The sequence below is a fragment of the Corallococcus sp. AB045 genome, from assembly GCF_003668895.1.
Taxonomy (GTDB): domain Bacteria; phylum Myxococcota; class Myxococcia; order Myxococcales; family Myxococcaceae; genus Corallococcus; species Corallococcus coralloides.
In genome coordinates this window covers 63,154-78,044 of record NZ_RAWN01000009.1, presented here as the reverse complement: position 1 = coordinate 78,044, position 14,891 = coordinate 63,154, and the positions used below count along the sequence as shown (strand labels likewise).

The window sequence follows — 14,891 nt, the reverse complement described above, 5'->3', positions numbered from 1 at the left end:
GAGTGCAATCCCATGCTGAACCTCAAGTCTGTTGTCTCTCTTTGCGCCGTCGCGGGCCTCACGGCGTGTGGTGCTGGCGTGGAGGGGGAGGACGGCCTCGCCACCCAGGAGTCCGCGCTGGTGACGGGGACGTCCCAGGGCTGCACCTTCACGGTGTCGTCCGCGGCGCGGGCGGGAACCTTTCCTCCCATCTATGACGTCACTGTCACTCGCGCGGCGGATGCCACCTGTGCCTTCGGCGCGGGCAGCGTAGTGGTGGGCTCCTCCACCGGCACTTCGCCCACGCTGTCGCTGGCGGCCAACGACCTGGGCGTGGCCGTGAGCTACACGTACAAAACCAGCGTCAGCGGCAGCTCGCCCCAGTCCCTGGGCCTCAAGCACGTGGCTCCGGACACGCTGGCCATCGTCCGCTCCACGGGGCTGTCCATCTTCCTGGGCTCGGGCTCCATCTACTCGGGCAGCCTGTCCATCGCGTCCAACGGGACGACGCTCACCGTGTCCGGCACGAAGAGCGGCACCATCTCCGGCCAGACGGGCTCGGGGAACAACTACGTGGCCAGCTACGTGAACTTCTTCACCAGCACCACGGCCCCGTCCATCATGACGTTCTGATGCCGTGACGGACGGGGCGGCGGAGCGCGCGTCTACTTCTGGGGCGCGAACTGTTCCGCCCCGTCCACGCTGCCGTCGTCCAGCACCTTGTCCACGGAGTCCACCAGCTGCTGGCCGTCCTGTGCGGTGACGCGCAGCTGGAAGCGGCCCTCGCCCACGCCCGAGTCGGTGACGAAGTAGTTGTAGCTCTCTCGCTTCAGCGCCTTCCAATCACCGTCGCGCTTCCACTCCAGCTTCTGGATGGGCAGCCGGTGGTTGCGCACCTGGATGGCCGTCCACCAGGGATTGCTGCCGTCCTTGAAGTGGTACTTCACCGGGCCGGCCACGTCGCAGGACACCGGCGTCCAGGTGATGCTCACCCGGCCGTCCTTCTCCTCCGCGATCTTGTCGAAGGCCTTGCGCGACAGGTCCAGGTGGCCCTTATCGCAATCCGGGCACTGGTCCACGATGCGCACGCGCACGTTGCCCTTGGGCCCCACGATGTCCACGCACTGGCCGCAGGCGGCGCTGTTGTCGTACTGCTCGCGGTTCATCGCGGCCACCATCAGGTCGCCGCCCTTGTCGTAGCTGCAGTTGCCGGCACCGGTGGCGTCGTAGAAGGTCGCAATCCCTTTCTGCTCGGAGCCCAGGGCCACGCCCCCGCCAGAGGCGGAGTCCCCGCATGCCCCACAGGCAAGCGAGGTCAGGGCCAACACCAACGCATTTTGCAACGAAGCGGGTCGGTTCATACCGCGCACTATACACGCGTCGCTCCGCGTCAAGGACAGACAGGACTCCGTGTATTGGTTCTGTCAGACGGGCTTGTTAGCGTCCGGGCCTTCCCCCTCCCCAAAAAAGGAAAGGAATTCCCATGATGAACAAGCTGACGTCCGTGGTGTGTCTGGGCTCCGCCCTCGTGCTCTCCGCCTGTGGCGGTCCGGAGCAGGAGGACGGCGCGGAGCTCGCGCAGCAGAGCGCGCGGCTGACCACGGCGTCCTCGCAGGGCTGTGACTACTCCGTGTCCACGGTGCAGATCACCACCTCGCCGCCGCAGTACGAAGTCGTGTTGACCCGCACGGGCGGCACCAGCTGCACCCTGACGACCGGCGTTTCGCAGGTCATCCAGAGCGTCCCGCTGAGCGCGCCGGGCACCGTGTCGCTCGTCGGCTCGAACCTGGGGCTCGCGGTGGGCTTCGTGATGAAGAACGGATGGAGCGGCTCGGCGGCCCACATCATGGCCGTGCGCGCCGTGGACCCCACGACGCTCTCCACCACGCGCAACGCGGACATCTACTGCGACTACATGACGGGCAGCATCAGCACGGGCAGCATCAGCACCACCGGGACCAACCTGAGCGTCTCCGGCACCAAGGCGTGCAAGATCAACAACAAGTCGGGGACCTACTGGTTCGCGAGCTTCACCGACTTCTTCACCACCACCACGCCCCCCGTCATCACCGTCATCTGAGGCACCCCTGAAAAAGCCCTGCCCGCCACCGGTGCATCCCCGGTGGCGGGCAGAGCCCCCCTTGCTGCGCGTTTCCCGGTGTGTCGTGCTGGGTGCTTCTCTCAGCGGCCGGTGGCCGACGCGGTCGTCAGCGCGCGGGCCTGGCCGATGAGACGGACGAATTCGGTGCGGTCGGAGTCACCGGCCACGGCGCCCTCCGCCAGCTTCTGCGTGGTGGCCAGGCTCCAGCCCTCGGCGGCGGGCGCGGCGCGGAGGATGTCCGCGGTGGCGGCCACGGCCACGGCGAAGCGGAAGTCACTGGACGCGGCCTCCATGGACGGCTTCAGCTTGGCGCGGGTGAGCGGGAAGGCCTGCTCCTTGGCCTCCGTGCCGTTGGGCGCCTTGGCGCGGATGCGCACGGTGGCCAGGTCCTGCGCCTCGCCGGTGAGCTCCACCTCGTAGAGCGCCGTCACGGTGTGGCCCGCGCCAATCTCGCCCGCGTCCACCTTGTCGTCGCGGAAGTCCTTGTCCGCGATGTCGCGGTTCTCGTAGCCCATCAGGCGGTAGCGGGTGACGGCCTTCGGGTTGAACTCCACCTGGAACTTCACGTCCTTCGCGATGACCTCCAGCGTGCCGGTGAGCTGCGTCTCGAAGACCTTGCGCGCCTCCTTCATGCTGTCCACGTAGAAGCTGTTGCCGTTGCCCTTGTCGGCCAGCTGCTCCATCAGCGAGTCGTGGTAGTTGCCCATGCCGAAGCCCACCGTGGTGAGGGTGACGCCCTCGGCCACGTACTTCTCGATGCTGGCCAGCATGGCCTTGGGGGTGAGGTTGGGGCCGATGTTGGCGTCGCCGTCCGTGAGCACCACCACGCGGGACACCACGCCGCCCGCGGCCTTCTTCACCGCGTGTTTGTAGGCCGTCTCCATGCCGGAGCCCATGGCCGTGCCACCGCCCGCGACCAGCGTGTCCAGCGCCGCGTGGATCTTCTTCACGTCCGTGGCGGGCGTGGGCGCCAGCACGTCCCGCGTGGAGCCCGCGTAGGTGACGAGCGCCACGGTGTCGTTCTCGTTGAGGTTCTTCACCGCGACCTTGATGGATTCAATGGCCAGCGGCAGCTTGTCCGACGACGCCATGGAGCCGCTGGTGTCCACCAGGAACACCAGGTGCGCGGGCTTGCGCTGCGAGCGGGAGACGACCTTGCCCTGCACGCCCACGCGCACGAACTGGCGGCGCGCGTTGAAGGGCGAGGGCGCGCCCTCCAGGTGCACGGTGAAGGCGCCTTCCTCCGGCGGCGTGTAGCGGTACTTGAAGTAGTTGACGAACTCCTCCACGCGCACCGCGTGGGTGGGCGGCAGCTGGCCCTGCTGCAGGTAGCGCCGCGCCATGGAGTAGGAGGCCGTGTCCACGTCCGCCGCGAAGGTGGACAGGTTGTCCTTGTCCGTCTCGGTGAAGGCGTTGGCCTTGTAGGTCTCGAAGACGTTGCCGCCCTCGGCGACGCCCTTGTCACCGTCCATCTCCATCTTGCGCTTTTCCAGGGGCTGCTGGGGCTGAGCCGGGGCGCCACCCAGGGCGCCCGTCGCCGCGCCCATGGTCATGGCGGCCTTGGCCTCCTTCGCCGGAGGGGCGCGCCGCATGGCGGGCTCCGGTGCAGCCAGGGCGTCGGAAGCCTCACGCTCCTCGACCATCAAGGGCGCGGGCGCGGCGGCGACGTCACCGCGCTTCTTGGCGGCCGGGGCCGCGGCCGGGGTGGAGGGCGGCGGAGGCGCCATCCGGGCGGTGAAGTTCTCGTCCTTGGGGGCGCTCTGGGTGGTCGCCGTGGCCTGGGGCTTGAGCTCGTTGCGCGCCGACACGCCCTGCGCCGGCTCCATCGAGGAGCACGCGCTCACGAGGCTGGCACAGAGGAGGGCACCACTGACGAAGGACACGCGGCGCTTCGAGAAGAAGGGGGACATGGGCGGCTCCGGGACGACGGGAGGAAGTCAGCGTGCCCCTGGAAACGGCCGACCTCCGGAATGGGTTTATCCGGTGAATTTTTCCCGGGTCCGGACGTGGGCCGCGCTTGCGTGGGGGGACCCCTTTTGCGACGGTCCCCGGCCATGGAGACGACACGACCGTTCCGGATTCTGGGCATCCAGCAGATCGCCATCGGGGGGCTGGACAAGGGCGCCCTGCGCAAGCTGTGGGTGGACACGCTGGGCCTGACGGCCCACGGCACCTACCGCAGCGAGAAGGAGAACGTGGACGAGGACATCGTCGTGGCGGGCGCGGGCCCCTTCAAGGTGGAGGTGGACTTGATGCAGCCCGTCAACCCCGACGGCCGTCCCAAGGTGCACGACCCGGCGCTCAACCACGTGGGCCTGTGGGTGGACGACCTGGCGGTGGCCGTCAAGTGGCTGGAAGGGCAGGGCATGCGCTTCACGCCCGGCGGCATCCGCAAGGGCGCGGCGGGCTTCGACGTGTGCTTCATCCACCCGAAGGCCAGTGATCAGTTCCCGCTGAGCGGCGAGGGCGTGCTGATTGAGCTGGTGCAGGCCCCGCCGGAGATCATCCGCGCCTTCGAGCAGGCCGCAGCCAACGCGGCGCACTGAGCAGCCACTGGGTGGCGCGCGCGAAGGCCTTCTTCATTGCGCGCTCCACCGGATCCCACGCGACGCACAGCACGAACGTGCACGCGATGAGCAGCGCGAGCAGGCCGGCGTACTTCAGCCACCCGCTGGAGTCGCCCCACAGCTTCTGGAACGAGAAGACGCCGAAGACGCGGTAGTACAGCAGCATCTCGTGGAAGAAGTACGCGGACAGCGACGCGGTGCCAAAGACTTCCAGGAAGCGGCGCGCGCGCGAGGGCTTCGCGTCCGGCGCCATCCGTCCCTCCACCCACAGCATCACGAGCAGCACCGCGCAGACCCACATGAAGCGGGTGGCGGAGTTGGACGGGTTGGTGACGAAGAAGCGGTGCGGTGGGTAGAGGTTGTTGAGCACGCCCGGCATCAGCGTGCCCAGAAGCCCCAGCGCGATGAGGAAGCCCAGGGCTCGCGCCAGGCCCTTGCGGCCCCACGCGCCCGCGATGCAGCCCGCGAAGGCGCCCAGCCACGCGAAGCCCACCCATGGAACCAGCGGGAAGGGGGCCCAGTTGGACTTGCGCAGGAACGACGCCCAGGGCTCGCCCGCGGAGTCACTGAAGGGCGCCAGCGCGAACGCCACCATCGCCAGGACGAAGGCGGTGCCCGCGAGCACTCGCGGACGTGAGGCCAGCAGCGCGGCCATGGGCAGGGTGAGCAGCAGGCACAGCCCCACGCAGTGGAGGATGTCCAGGCGCAGCAGCCACACGGGTTCGGAGCGGATGGGGAACCACACCCAGTTGACGAGCGCGGCGACGGCGAACACCTCCGCGATGCGGCGCAGGTTGCGGGGGACACGTTCGTGCAGCGCGCCCGCGGCGGCGCTGCGGACCATGAGCAGCGCCAGCGCGAACCCGGCGGAGAAGATGAACGCGGGGGCCACCAGCCCGTCCACCTTGAGCAGCCGTCCGGTCCACACGCTCTTGCGCAGCTCGGGGGTGAGCAGCACGAGCGCATGGGTCTGGATCATGAAGAGGACGGAGAGGCCGCGCAGCCAGTCGATGGCGCGCACGCGCTCGCGGGAGGCGGGAACGGCGGAGGGCAGGGTGCTCACGGGGGGCGCTACCCTACGTCGGTCCCGCGGGCGGTTGCACGCGCTCGCGGGACCGGGAACTGGTTGGACTACCAGCTGACGGCGTCGAGGTAGACCGTGCCCTTCCACGTGCCCGTCGTCTGGAACTCCACGCCCAGTTGGTACAGCGGGGTGCTGGAGCCGGAGGGCAGCTTCACGGTGATGGCGTTCCACGCGCCGGCCTTGAGGCTGCTGACGGCGATCCAGTTGCCCGTCCAGCGCCAGTTCGCGGAGGCACCTTCCAGGGTGTAGGGCTGGACGCCGGTGATCTTGCTGCCAGTGGGCAGCCACAGCTGGAACGTCACCGTCTTCCCGGACGGCACGGCCGCGTTGGACACGGCCACCGTGCCCTTGCCGGACGTGCCGTTGAAGGGCACGGCCAGCGAACGGGTGCCCGCGAAGGCCTTGGCCGTCGTGTTGCTCACGGCGGACAGCGCGGCGCCGCTGGCGGTCCAGCCCTGCGCGCCGGACTCGAAGCCGTACTTCGACGGGTCGGCCGGAGTGCCCGCGTCGGAGGAACCGGTGCCGCCGTCCACGCCGCCGTCGGTGCCACCATCGGGACGAGTGCCGCCGTCGGGGGTGCCCGCGTCGACCGGCGGGGTGCCGGCGTCCACGGTGCCACCATCGGTGGATCCGCCGCCGCCCGGGGGCGGAAGCGTGGTGCCGGCCGCGGGCAGGAGCAGGCCGCCCGCGTTGAGGAACGTGCCCGCGCGCTGCTTCAGGTACGGCTGGCCGTCGGTGCCCTGGTCGTTCTGGTAGGAACTCTGGCCGCCCGCGCCCGCGCCATACATCAGGGCGACGACGCCCACGTTGGCGAACTTGCGCCGGTGCGCGTCACCGCTCGCGCCGAAGAAGTACTCGGTGCGGTTGTCCTTGTAGCCCTGGCGCGCTCCGCCGCTGTTGTTGATGTTGAGGTGGTTGGAATTGCCCAGCGGGATCTGCCACAGCATCCAGCGCTTGCCGGAGGTCTGGTTCCAGAGGCGCAGCCACTCCGCGTAGCGGTTGTACGAGCGCGACGTGAGGGACGCCGCATCGCTCATGTCCCACGTGTGATCCGCGCCCTGCGTGAGCCGGTAGAAGTCCGCGTCGCGATCCAGAGGGTCGCCCACGATCACGTCATAGGTGGCGCCGGTGACGTTGGTGCCCAGGCCCAGCGGCTTGAGGAAGTTGACGACCTTGTCCACCTCCGGCTGGAGCGGATCCGTGAGCGAGTTGAACGCGATGTCCTTGCCGCTGGCCCACGCGGAGATGTGCAGGCCCAGCACGACGTTGTTCGCGCCCACGGCCTTGCGCAGCTGGAGGAACGCCAGGCTCCACCCTGCGACGGTGTTGGGCAGGCCCGCGAGCTCCGGCATCCCCGAGGAGGCGATGGCCGCGGGGGCGTTGGGGTTGGAGGCCGTCTGGAATTGGAGGAAGCCCACCACGTCCGGCTCCACGTGGAGGATGACCGGGCTGCCGAAGGTCTTCGCGCGCTGGAGGAGCAGCTTCACGTCCTCGAAGTAGGAGCGCATGGTGGAAGCGTTCTTCAGCTTCGCGAGCGTCTCCTGCTCGCCGCCGCCCGGCTCACCGAAGAGCTGGTAGTAGGTGACGACGGGGACGTAGCCCTGCGCCTTCGTCTCCGTGAAGAAGCTGGCGGCCCAGCTGCCGTCACGGGCGCCGTAGCCCCAGTTGTCCGCCCAGCCCTTGGTGAAGTAGCGGTAGCGCGCGTCCCACGGCACGTTGCTGTCCCGCATCCAGTTCTGGCCGGCCTCCTCGAAGAGGCCCACCATCAAGCGATTCTGGAATGCCGGGGGCACGGGGCCCTGCACACCCGTGGCGGCCTGGGCGGACAGCGCCCCGAGACACGTCAGCGTCAGCAGCGCCGCGAAGGCGCGTCGAATGGTGTTGGTCATGGAGGCGCTAGTACGCTCAGGCGCCCCCAGTCCTTCCGGTCCTGGCCTGCATCGCCCCTGAGCGGCCGCTCACCCGCCATGCCACCAGTCGCCCCCCGGCCCGCCAGGTGACCGGGCTCCAGGCCGTGGCGTCATCGATGCGTTGCGGGCACGCTCACGGAGGGCAGACCAATCCCGGTTCATTGGCATCCACATCCTGGAGCGCGAGCAGACACGTGAGCGCGTCTGGATCCACGGAGTCCATCAGGTACGTGCGGCGCCACAGCAATGCGGCGAAGCGCTTGGGCAGTTGCGAGTCCGGAGCGACGAGCGCGCGGCGCACGCCATTGCTGCCCACCGCGGCCTTCGCCATCGCGGACTCCAGCTTCGCGACCTCGTCGGCGCAGCCCTCCGGGCAGTTGTAGAGGAACACCGCGTGGCCGTGCTCCAGGTTGTGGATCCACGAACAGCGCGGCTGCTCCGCGGTGTAGCTGCGGCACGACAGCCACGTGGGGCAGTGCAGGCCGGAGTTGGGCGGGTTCTCACCGTTGCCGCACGCGGTGCTGCCGCACGAACTCACGTGATTGGCCGGTGACATGTCTGACAGCGGGAACGAATACCGCTGGCAGGCTTCGCCACCGGGGTTGGGCGGATCATCGTTCGTCGAACCGCAGGCGAGGCACAGCGAGAAGAGGAGGGCGGAGAGGGCGCGAGGCATCCACCCCGTCATATCGCAACGGCCCTGAGCGCCTCATCCCGGCGCCACGCCACGCCGCTCCACGTCCCGGCCGCTCAGCCCCCGGAAGCCCAGGGCATCCATCAGGCGCAGGAAGTCCGCGGGAGGCAGGCTGCCACCCGTGGCCCGCGAATGGCCGTGCGCGAACGAGCCCCCCATCGACGGCAGCTCCAGGCCCCGCAGCATCGCGAGCAGGTCCACCGGCTCGCGGCTTCGCAGCACGAAGTTCACGCGGCCGGGCAGGTAGCCCGTGTTGGCGGCGACGACGATTTGGTCCGGCAACCGCTGCACCCAGCGCATGGCCACCAGCGGGTGCACCTGCGCCTCGGAGCTGAACAGCAGGAGCGCCAGGTTGCCCGCGAAGCGCGGCGGCGTCTTCGAGCACCGGGCCACCTCGCGCTGCACCTCCAGGCGGCAGTCGCGCAGCGCGTCCACGCCGGGCACGCGCCCCTCCGCGATGTCCGTCGCGCTGCCCGCGCGCAAGAGCACCTGCATCGCCAGCGGCGCCGCGAACCGGCTGGAGCGGCGGGCCGCGTTGAGCAGCGCCACCGCCTCCGTGACGGACGAGCGCTTCGCCCGTCGCAGCGCGTCCTTGAGGAATGGCATCGGCGCGTCCGTGCCCAGGTCCGCCACTGTCCCCAGCACCGCCAGCCACTCCAGCGGGCCGGGAACGACGAACGAGGACGTGAGCACGTACGTGAGCAGGCTCGTGTTCGCCACGGGCCCATGGCCGTAGGCGGTGAGCACCTGCGCACCGGAGGGGAATGCCTCCGACGCGTGGTGATCCACCACCAGCGTGGGCACGCCGGGAAGCAGCGGCTCCGCGCGGCTGCCCATGTCCAGCACCACCAGTGCCTCCGTGGAGGAGGCTCCCAGCCGCTCCAGGAAGCCCGGGTGGTGGACGTCCTCTCCCTTGCCTGGCAGGCGCGCCGTCGGCCGGGCCCCCAGGGACTGGAGTGCCCGCAGCATCAGCACTCCAGAAGTGAGCCCGTCCACGTCCGTGTGCGGGACCACGAGCACGTGTTTGTCCCGGCACGCTTCCAGGAACTCGCGCGCCTGGTCCATCGCCGCCTCTGGAGCCGGCCAGTGCGCGTCTTTCGTGTGTCCCAGAAGCATGAAGCAAAGCTGTCACTGCCTGTAGCGGCACGGCAGGGCGCGTCCGTCGTGGCTGGTCGCCCTCCGGACGGGCCCCCGCGTTCAGTCGCACCGCGCGAGCGTGGCGACCTTTGCAGGCATGGAAGGCCTTTCGACCTATCGGCTGGGCTACGTGGCCCAATCCCTGACGCTGGGCGTGAGCGCCAGCCACACCTGCCGTCTGGCCACCGCGACGCCGCAGCGCCTGGAGGCGCTCGCCGCACAGAACCTGGAGGAGCTGGAGCAGCTGCTGCGCTTCAACGCGGAGCACGGCATCCACCTGTTTCGCATCGGCTCGTCTCTCATCCCGTTCGGTTCGCACCCGGTGAACACGCTGCCGTGGTGGAAGACCTTCGCGGGGACCTTCGCCACGCTGGCCCGCATCGCACGCCAGTCCCAGCAGCGGCTGTCCCTGCATCCGTCGCCGGCCGGCGCGTCGCTGTCCTCGCGTCACGAACGCGTGCGCGACGCCGCCATCGCGGAGCTGCGCTACAGCGCGCGCGTGTTGGACCTTTTGGATGCCGGCCCCGAGTGCCGCGTCGTCATCCACGTGGGCGGCGCCGCGCCCAGCCGCCCGGAAGCGCTGGACGCCGCGCACCGCATGCTGGACACGCTGCCGGAGGACCTGCGTCAGCGGATCACCATCGAACACGATGACAAGGTCTGGACCGCTCGCGAGGTGCTGCCGCTGGCTCGCGAGCACGGCGTACCCATGGTGGGGGACAACCTGCACAACGCGGTGCTGCCGTCGGATCCACCCATGTCCGTGGAGGAGCTGGTGCGCGAAGCGTCCGCCACCTGGCGCGCACTGGACCTGCGGCCCAAATTCCACCTGGCGTCACAGAAGGCAGGCGGGCGGCCCGGCGCGCACTCGGACCTCATCGTCCCGGCGGACTTCCGCGCCATGGTGGCCGCGCTCGACGGGCCCGCGGACTTCATGCTGGAGGCGAAGGAGAAGGACCGCGCGGTTTTCGCACTGCGTCGGGAGGCGATGTCTCAGCGTCCACCCAGGGGACAGGGCGCGCGGGCCCCGTGACTTCGCGGGTGCGAGGGCAGGGCACTTCCCATAGTGTCCGCGCCCATGACCCGCACTCCCCAGTCCTTGATGCGCGCGGCCCTGGCCGCCCTGTCGCTCGCGGCGCCCGCCGCCAGCGCGCAGACGACGCCCGCTCCGGCCGCGAAGGCCACGCCCGCGGAGGCGAAGCAGTTCGCCGAGAAGCTCAACGCGGACCTGAAGCAGCTCTGGACCCGCCAGGCCACCGCCGAGTGGATCAAGAGCACGTACATCACCGACGACACGGAGCGGAACGCCGCCTCCGTCAACGAAGAGGTGATGGCCTACGTCAACAACGCCATCAAGGACTCGCGCCGCTTCGACGGGCTGAAGCTGGACGCGGACACCGCGCGCATGCTGCACCTGTTGCGCGTGTCCCAGACGCTGCCCGCCCCGGCCGACCCCAAGCAGCGCGCGGAGCTGGCCGCCACCGCCGCGAAGCTGGAGGGCCTCTATGGCAAGGGCAAGTACTGCGGCAAGGACGGCAAGGGGAAGTGCCGCGACCTGGAGGAGCTGTCCGACGTCATCGCGGAGAGCCGCAACGCGGACGAACTCCTGGATGCGTGGACCGGCTGGCACGCCATCAGCCGCCCCATGCGCCCGCTCTACACGCAGCTGGTGAACCTCTCCAACTCGGGCGCGAAGGACATTGGCTTCAACGACCTGGGCACGCTGTGGCGGTCGTCCTACGACATGACCCCGGCGGAGTTCGAGAAGGAGGCGCAGCGCCTCTGGGGCCAGGTCAAGCCCATGTACGACGAGCTGCACTGCTACGTGCGCGGCCGGCTCGCGAAGCAGTACGGCGAAGCGGCCGTGCCCGCCGGCAAGCCCATCCCCGCGCACCTGTTGGGCAACATGTGGGCGCAGGAGTGGAACAACATCTACCCGCTGGTGGAGCCGTTCCCCGGCCAGGCCAGCCTGGATGTGGGCAGCGCGCTGGTGAAGCAGGGCTACGACTCGCAGAAGATGGTGAAGCTGGGTGAGAAGTTCTTCACCTCGCTGGACCTCAAGCCGCTGCCGCAGACCTTCTGGGAGCGCTCGCAGTTCACCAAGCCGAAGGACCGCGACGTCGTCTGCCACGCGTCCGCCTGGGACGTGACGTACGACAACGACCTGCGCATCAAGATGTGCATCAAGCCCACCGAGGAGGACCTGGTCACCATCCACCACGAGCTGGGCCACAACTACTACTACACGTACTACTACAAGCTCCCCGTCCTCTTTCAGGCCGGCGCCAACGACGGCTTCCACGAGGCCATTGGCGACGCGCTCACGCTCTCCATCACCCCGGCCTACCTCCAGCAGGCGGGCCTGCTCAACGCGGTGGAGAAGAACGACAAGAACGTCATCAACCTCCAGCTGAAGGACGCGCTGGAGAAGGTGGCCTTCCTGCCCTTCGGCCTGCTGGTGGACCAGTGGCGCTGGGACGTGTTCAGCGGGAAGGTGAAGCCGGCGGACTACAACAAGAGCTGGTGGGCGATGCGCACGAAGTACCAGGGCATCGCCGCGCCGGTGGCCCGCACGGAGCAGGACTTCGACGCGGGCGCCAAGTACCACGTGCCCGCCAACGTGCCGTACACGCGCTACTTCCTCGCGCGGATCCTCCAGTTCCAGTTCCACAAGGCGCTGTGCGAGGCCGCCGGCATCAAGGGCCCCCTCAACGAGTGCTCCATCTACGGCAACAAGGCCGCGGGCGCGCGCCTGCAGGCCATGCTGGAGCTGGGCGCGAGCAAGCCGTGGCCGGACGCGCTGTCCGCCATGACGGGCACCCGCCAGATGGATGCCACGCCGATGCTGGAGTACTTCGCCCCGCTGCGTCGCTGGCTCCAGGAGCAGAACAAGGGCCAGAAGTGCGGCTGGTGACGTTTGCCTGGTGATGTTTCCTGGGAGTGGACTTCGCCCGGGACGGGCGCTTAGGCTTGTGCCCGTCTTGTAGGGTCGAACTCTGTAGGACCGGACGGCGACTCTTCCTGTCCGCGATGAAAGAAGAACAGCAAATGGCGACTGGTACCGTGAAGTGGTTCAACGACGCGAAGGGCTTCGGCTTCATCACGCAGGACGGCGGCGGCGAGGACGTGTTCTGCCACCACACCGCCATCAACATGGACGGCTTCCGCACCCTGGCCGAGGGCCAGAAGGTGGAGTTCGAAGTCACCAAGGGCCCCAAGGGCCTGCAGGCGCAGAACGTTCGCGCCGCCTGAGCCTGACCGTTTCCTGATTCACCCAAGAAGGTCCGACTCTCACCGGGTCGGGCCTTCTGTATTTTCCGGAGCCCGCATGTCCGCCTTCCGTCTGCGCTTCCTTCCCCTGGTGGCCGCCCTCGGGTGCGCCACGTCCTCCACCTCCACGGCCCCCACGCCGCCAGCCCCTGCCACCGCGTCGGCGACGTCCGCGCCCGTGTCGAAGGCGTCGCTGGCCGCGCTCAAGCAGGAGCTGGTGAAGCAGCACGGCGAACCGCAGCGCGCCCGCATCGAGCGCGGCGTGGATCAGGTGGCCGCGCTCTGGCGCCCGGAGGACGGGGACCTGACGGCCTTCGCGCGCGAGCAGTTCCTGCCCACCGGCCCCCAACTGGACGCGACGTTCACGCGCTTCGAAGGGTTGTTCGAACAGTTCGACGGCCACATGAACGAGCTGGGCCGCGAGCTCCAGTGGTTCACGGACCTGGACCTGGGCCCGCTGTTGCCGGTGGAGCCGTTGCTCGCGGCGTATGACCCGTCCGCCAACGTCACGTCGGACCTGTTCAACGCGAAGCCGGGCTTCGTCGTGCTGCTCAACTTCCCGCTCACCACGCTGGCCGAGCGCGTGAAGGAGGGCCCGTCGTGGACGCGGCGCCAGTGGGCGGAGGCGAAGCTCGCGTCGCGCTTCAACCGGCGCGTGCCCGCGGCGGTGGAGCAGAAGGTGTCGCAGGCCATCGCGGACGCGAACCTCTACATCGCCGAGTACAACGTCTGGATGCACCACCTGGTGGACGCGAAGGGCCAGCGCCTCTTCCCCCAGGGGCTGCGCCTCATCAGCCACTGGAACCTGCGCGACGAGCTGAAGGCGGACTACACGGATCCGCAAGGGCTGGCGAAGCAGCGGATGATCGTCCAGGTGATGGAGCGCATCGTCACGCAGAGCATCCCCGCCGCCGTCATCGACAACCCGCGCGTGGACTGGGATCCGTTCACCAACAAGGTCACGGTGGCGCCGCCGGAGACGGTGGAGGCGAACGCGCCCCAGCGAGCCACGAAGGCGGACGCCGCGCCGGAGCCGGACACGCGCTACGCGCGGCTGCTCGCCACGTTCAATGCATCGCGGAAGGTGGACCCGTATTCGCCGGTGGCGCCCACCCGCATCGCCCGCGCCTTCGAACTGGACCGGGGCCTGCCGGAGGAGCGCGTGCGCGCGCTGCTCACCCAGATATTGGAGTCACCGCTGGTGCCTCGCGTGGCGAAGCTCATCGAGTCCCGCCTGGGCCGCCCGCTGGAGCCGCAGGACCTGTGGTACCCGGGCTTCCGTCCGGGCTCGAAGGTGCCGGAGGCACAGCTGGATGCGCTGACGCGCAAGCGCTACCCCACGGCGGACGCCTTCGCGCGCGACATCCCGCGCATCCTCCAGGGCCTGGGCTTCACGCGGGAGAAGGCGGACGTGCTCGCGTCGTACATCCGCGTGGACGCCTCCCGAGGCGCGGGCCATGCCCAGCAGGCGCTGCGCCGGGGCGACTTCCCCCGCCTGCGCACGCGCGTGGAGAAGGGGGGCATGGACTACAAGGGCTACAACATCGCGGTGCACGAGCTGGGGCACAACGTGGAGCAGGTCTTCAGCCTGTACCAGGTGGACCACACGCTCCTGTCCGGCGTCCCCAACAACGCCTTCACGGAGGCACTGGCCTTCGTCTTCCAGGCGCGCGACTTGGAGCTGCTGGGCCTGGGCCAGCCGGACGCGGCCAGCGAGCGCGAGCGGGTGCTCAACGACTTCTGGCAGACGTGGGAGATCGCCGGCGTGGCGCTGGTGGACATGGCCACGTGGCACTGGATGTACGAACACCCGGACGCCACGCCCGCCCAGCTGCGCGACGCGGTGGCCGGCCTGTCGCGCGACGTGTGGAACCGCTACTACGCGCCGGTGCTGGGGCGGAAGGACAGCCCGGTGCTGGGCATCTACAGCCACATGATCAGCTACCCGCTGTACCTGCCGGACTACCCGCTCGGGCACCTCATCGCCTTCCAGATTGAAGGGCACCTGAAGCAGCACGGCCCGCTGGGCGCGGAGTTCGAGCGCATGGCCACCTTCGGCTCCGTCACCCCGGACGAATGGATGCGCCACGCCACCGGCGCCCCCGTCAGCGCGGACGCATTGTTGCGCGCCACCGAAGCCGCACTGTGA

13 protein-coding genes are annotated in these 14,891 nt (G+C 69.2%); 7 read left to right on the top strand and 6 right to left on the bottom strand.

Annotated features, from left to right (window positions below; translation table 11 throughout):
* Positions 1–12: 12 nt before the first annotated feature.
* Entirely contained in the window at positions 13–612 is a 600-nt protein-coding gene (locus D7Y21_RS03965) for a hypothetical protein (RefSeq protein ID WP_121711348.1), read from the top strand.
* 32 nt (positions 613–644) lie between these two features.
* Here the strand turns inward: D7Y21_RS03965 and D7Y21_RS03960 are convergent, their stop codons facing one another.
* Positions 645–1,247 carry an expansin EXLX1 family cellulose-binding protein gene (locus tag D7Y21_RS03960; protein WP_120566107.1) on the bottom strand — a complete coding sequence of 201 codons (603 nt, stop codon included), beginning with the start codon at positions 1,245–1,247 and terminating at the stop codon, positions 645–647.
* A gap of 215 nt (positions 1,248–1,462) precedes the next feature.
* Between D7Y21_RS03960 and D7Y21_RS03955 the strand changes: the two genes are divergently transcribed.
* A complete protein-coding gene (locus D7Y21_RS03955) occupies positions 1,463–2,059 on the top strand; it encodes a hypothetical protein (protein ID WP_121711346.1) in 597 nt (198 codons plus the stop codon).
* A 101-nt stretch (positions 2,060–2,160) separates the two neighbouring features.
* On the opposite strand, the gene D7Y21_RS03950 is transcribed toward D7Y21_RS03955, so the two are convergent.
* Entirely contained in the window at positions 2,161–3,990 is a 1,830-nt protein-coding gene (locus tag D7Y21_RS03950; protein WP_121711344.1) for a von Willebrand factor type A domain-containing protein, read from the bottom strand.
* A 144-nt stretch (positions 3,991–4,134) separates the two neighbouring features.
* Between D7Y21_RS03950 and D7Y21_RS03945 the strand changes: the two genes are divergently transcribed.
* Positions 4,135–4,626: a VOC family protein gene (locus tag D7Y21_RS03945; RefSeq protein WP_120566104.1), complete on the top strand. Its 492-nt coding sequence runs from the start codon at positions 4,135–4,137 to the stop codon at positions 4,624–4,626.
* Here D7Y21_RS03945 and D7Y21_RS03940 read toward each other — a convergent pair.
* The 4 genes from D7Y21_RS03940 to D7Y21_RS03925 form a co-directional block, all read right to left on the bottom strand.
* On the bottom strand, positions 4,583–5,710 hold the full coding sequence (locus D7Y21_RS03940) for a heparan-alpha-glucosaminide N-acetyltransferase domain-containing protein (RefSeq protein ID WP_121711342.1): 1,128 nt from the start codon (positions 5,708–5,710) through the stop codon (positions 4,583–4,585). The two genes, D7Y21_RS03945 and D7Y21_RS03940, sit on opposite strands and share 44 nt — an antisense overlap.
* 68 nt (positions 5,711–5,778) lie before the next feature.
* Positions 5,779–7,620 carry a hypothetical protein gene (locus tag D7Y21_RS03935; protein WP_121711340.1) on the bottom strand — a complete coding sequence of 614 codons (1,842 nt, stop codon included), beginning with the start codon at positions 7,618–7,620 and terminating at the stop codon, positions 5,779–5,781.
* Between the two features lie 154 nt (positions 7,621–7,774).
* A complete protein-coding gene (locus D7Y21_RS03930; protein WP_233611962.1) occupies positions 7,775–8,317 on the bottom strand; it encodes a DUF3105 domain-containing protein in 543 nt (180 codons plus the stop codon).
* Between the two features lie 33 nt (positions 8,318–8,350).
* Positions 8,351–9,451, bottom strand: coding sequence for a DHH family phosphoesterase (locus D7Y21_RS03925; protein ID WP_121711336.1), 1,101 nt, complete (start codon positions 9,449–9,451; stop codon positions 8,351–8,353).
* A gap of 118 nt (positions 9,452–9,569) precedes the next feature.
* Between D7Y21_RS03925 and uvsE the strand changes: the two genes are divergently transcribed.
* From uvsE to D7Y21_RS03905, 4 genes are all read left to right on the top strand, one after another.
* Positions 9,570–10,505 (top strand): UV DNA damage repair endonuclease UvsE, encoded by a 936-nt coding sequence (gene uvsE / locus D7Y21_RS03920; RefSeq protein WP_233611960.1) that lies wholly within the window; start codon positions 9,570–9,572, stop codon positions 10,503–10,505.
* A gap of 45 nt (positions 10,506–10,550) precedes the next feature.
* Positions 10,551–12,386 (top strand): M2 family metallopeptidase, encoded by a 1,836-nt coding sequence (locus D7Y21_RS03915; RefSeq protein WP_121711332.1) that lies wholly within the window; start codon positions 10,551–10,553, stop codon positions 12,384–12,386.
* 134 nt (positions 12,387–12,520) lie between these two features.
* Positions 12,521–12,724: a cold-shock protein gene (locus tag D7Y21_RS03910; protein ID WP_014397260.1), complete on the top strand. Its 204-nt coding sequence runs from the start codon at positions 12,521–12,523 to the stop codon at positions 12,722–12,724.
* A 76-nt stretch (positions 12,725–12,800) separates the two neighbouring features.
* A complete protein-coding gene (locus D7Y21_RS03905; protein WP_121711330.1) occupies positions 12,801–14,891 on the top strand; it encodes a hypothetical protein in 2,091 nt (696 codons plus the stop codon).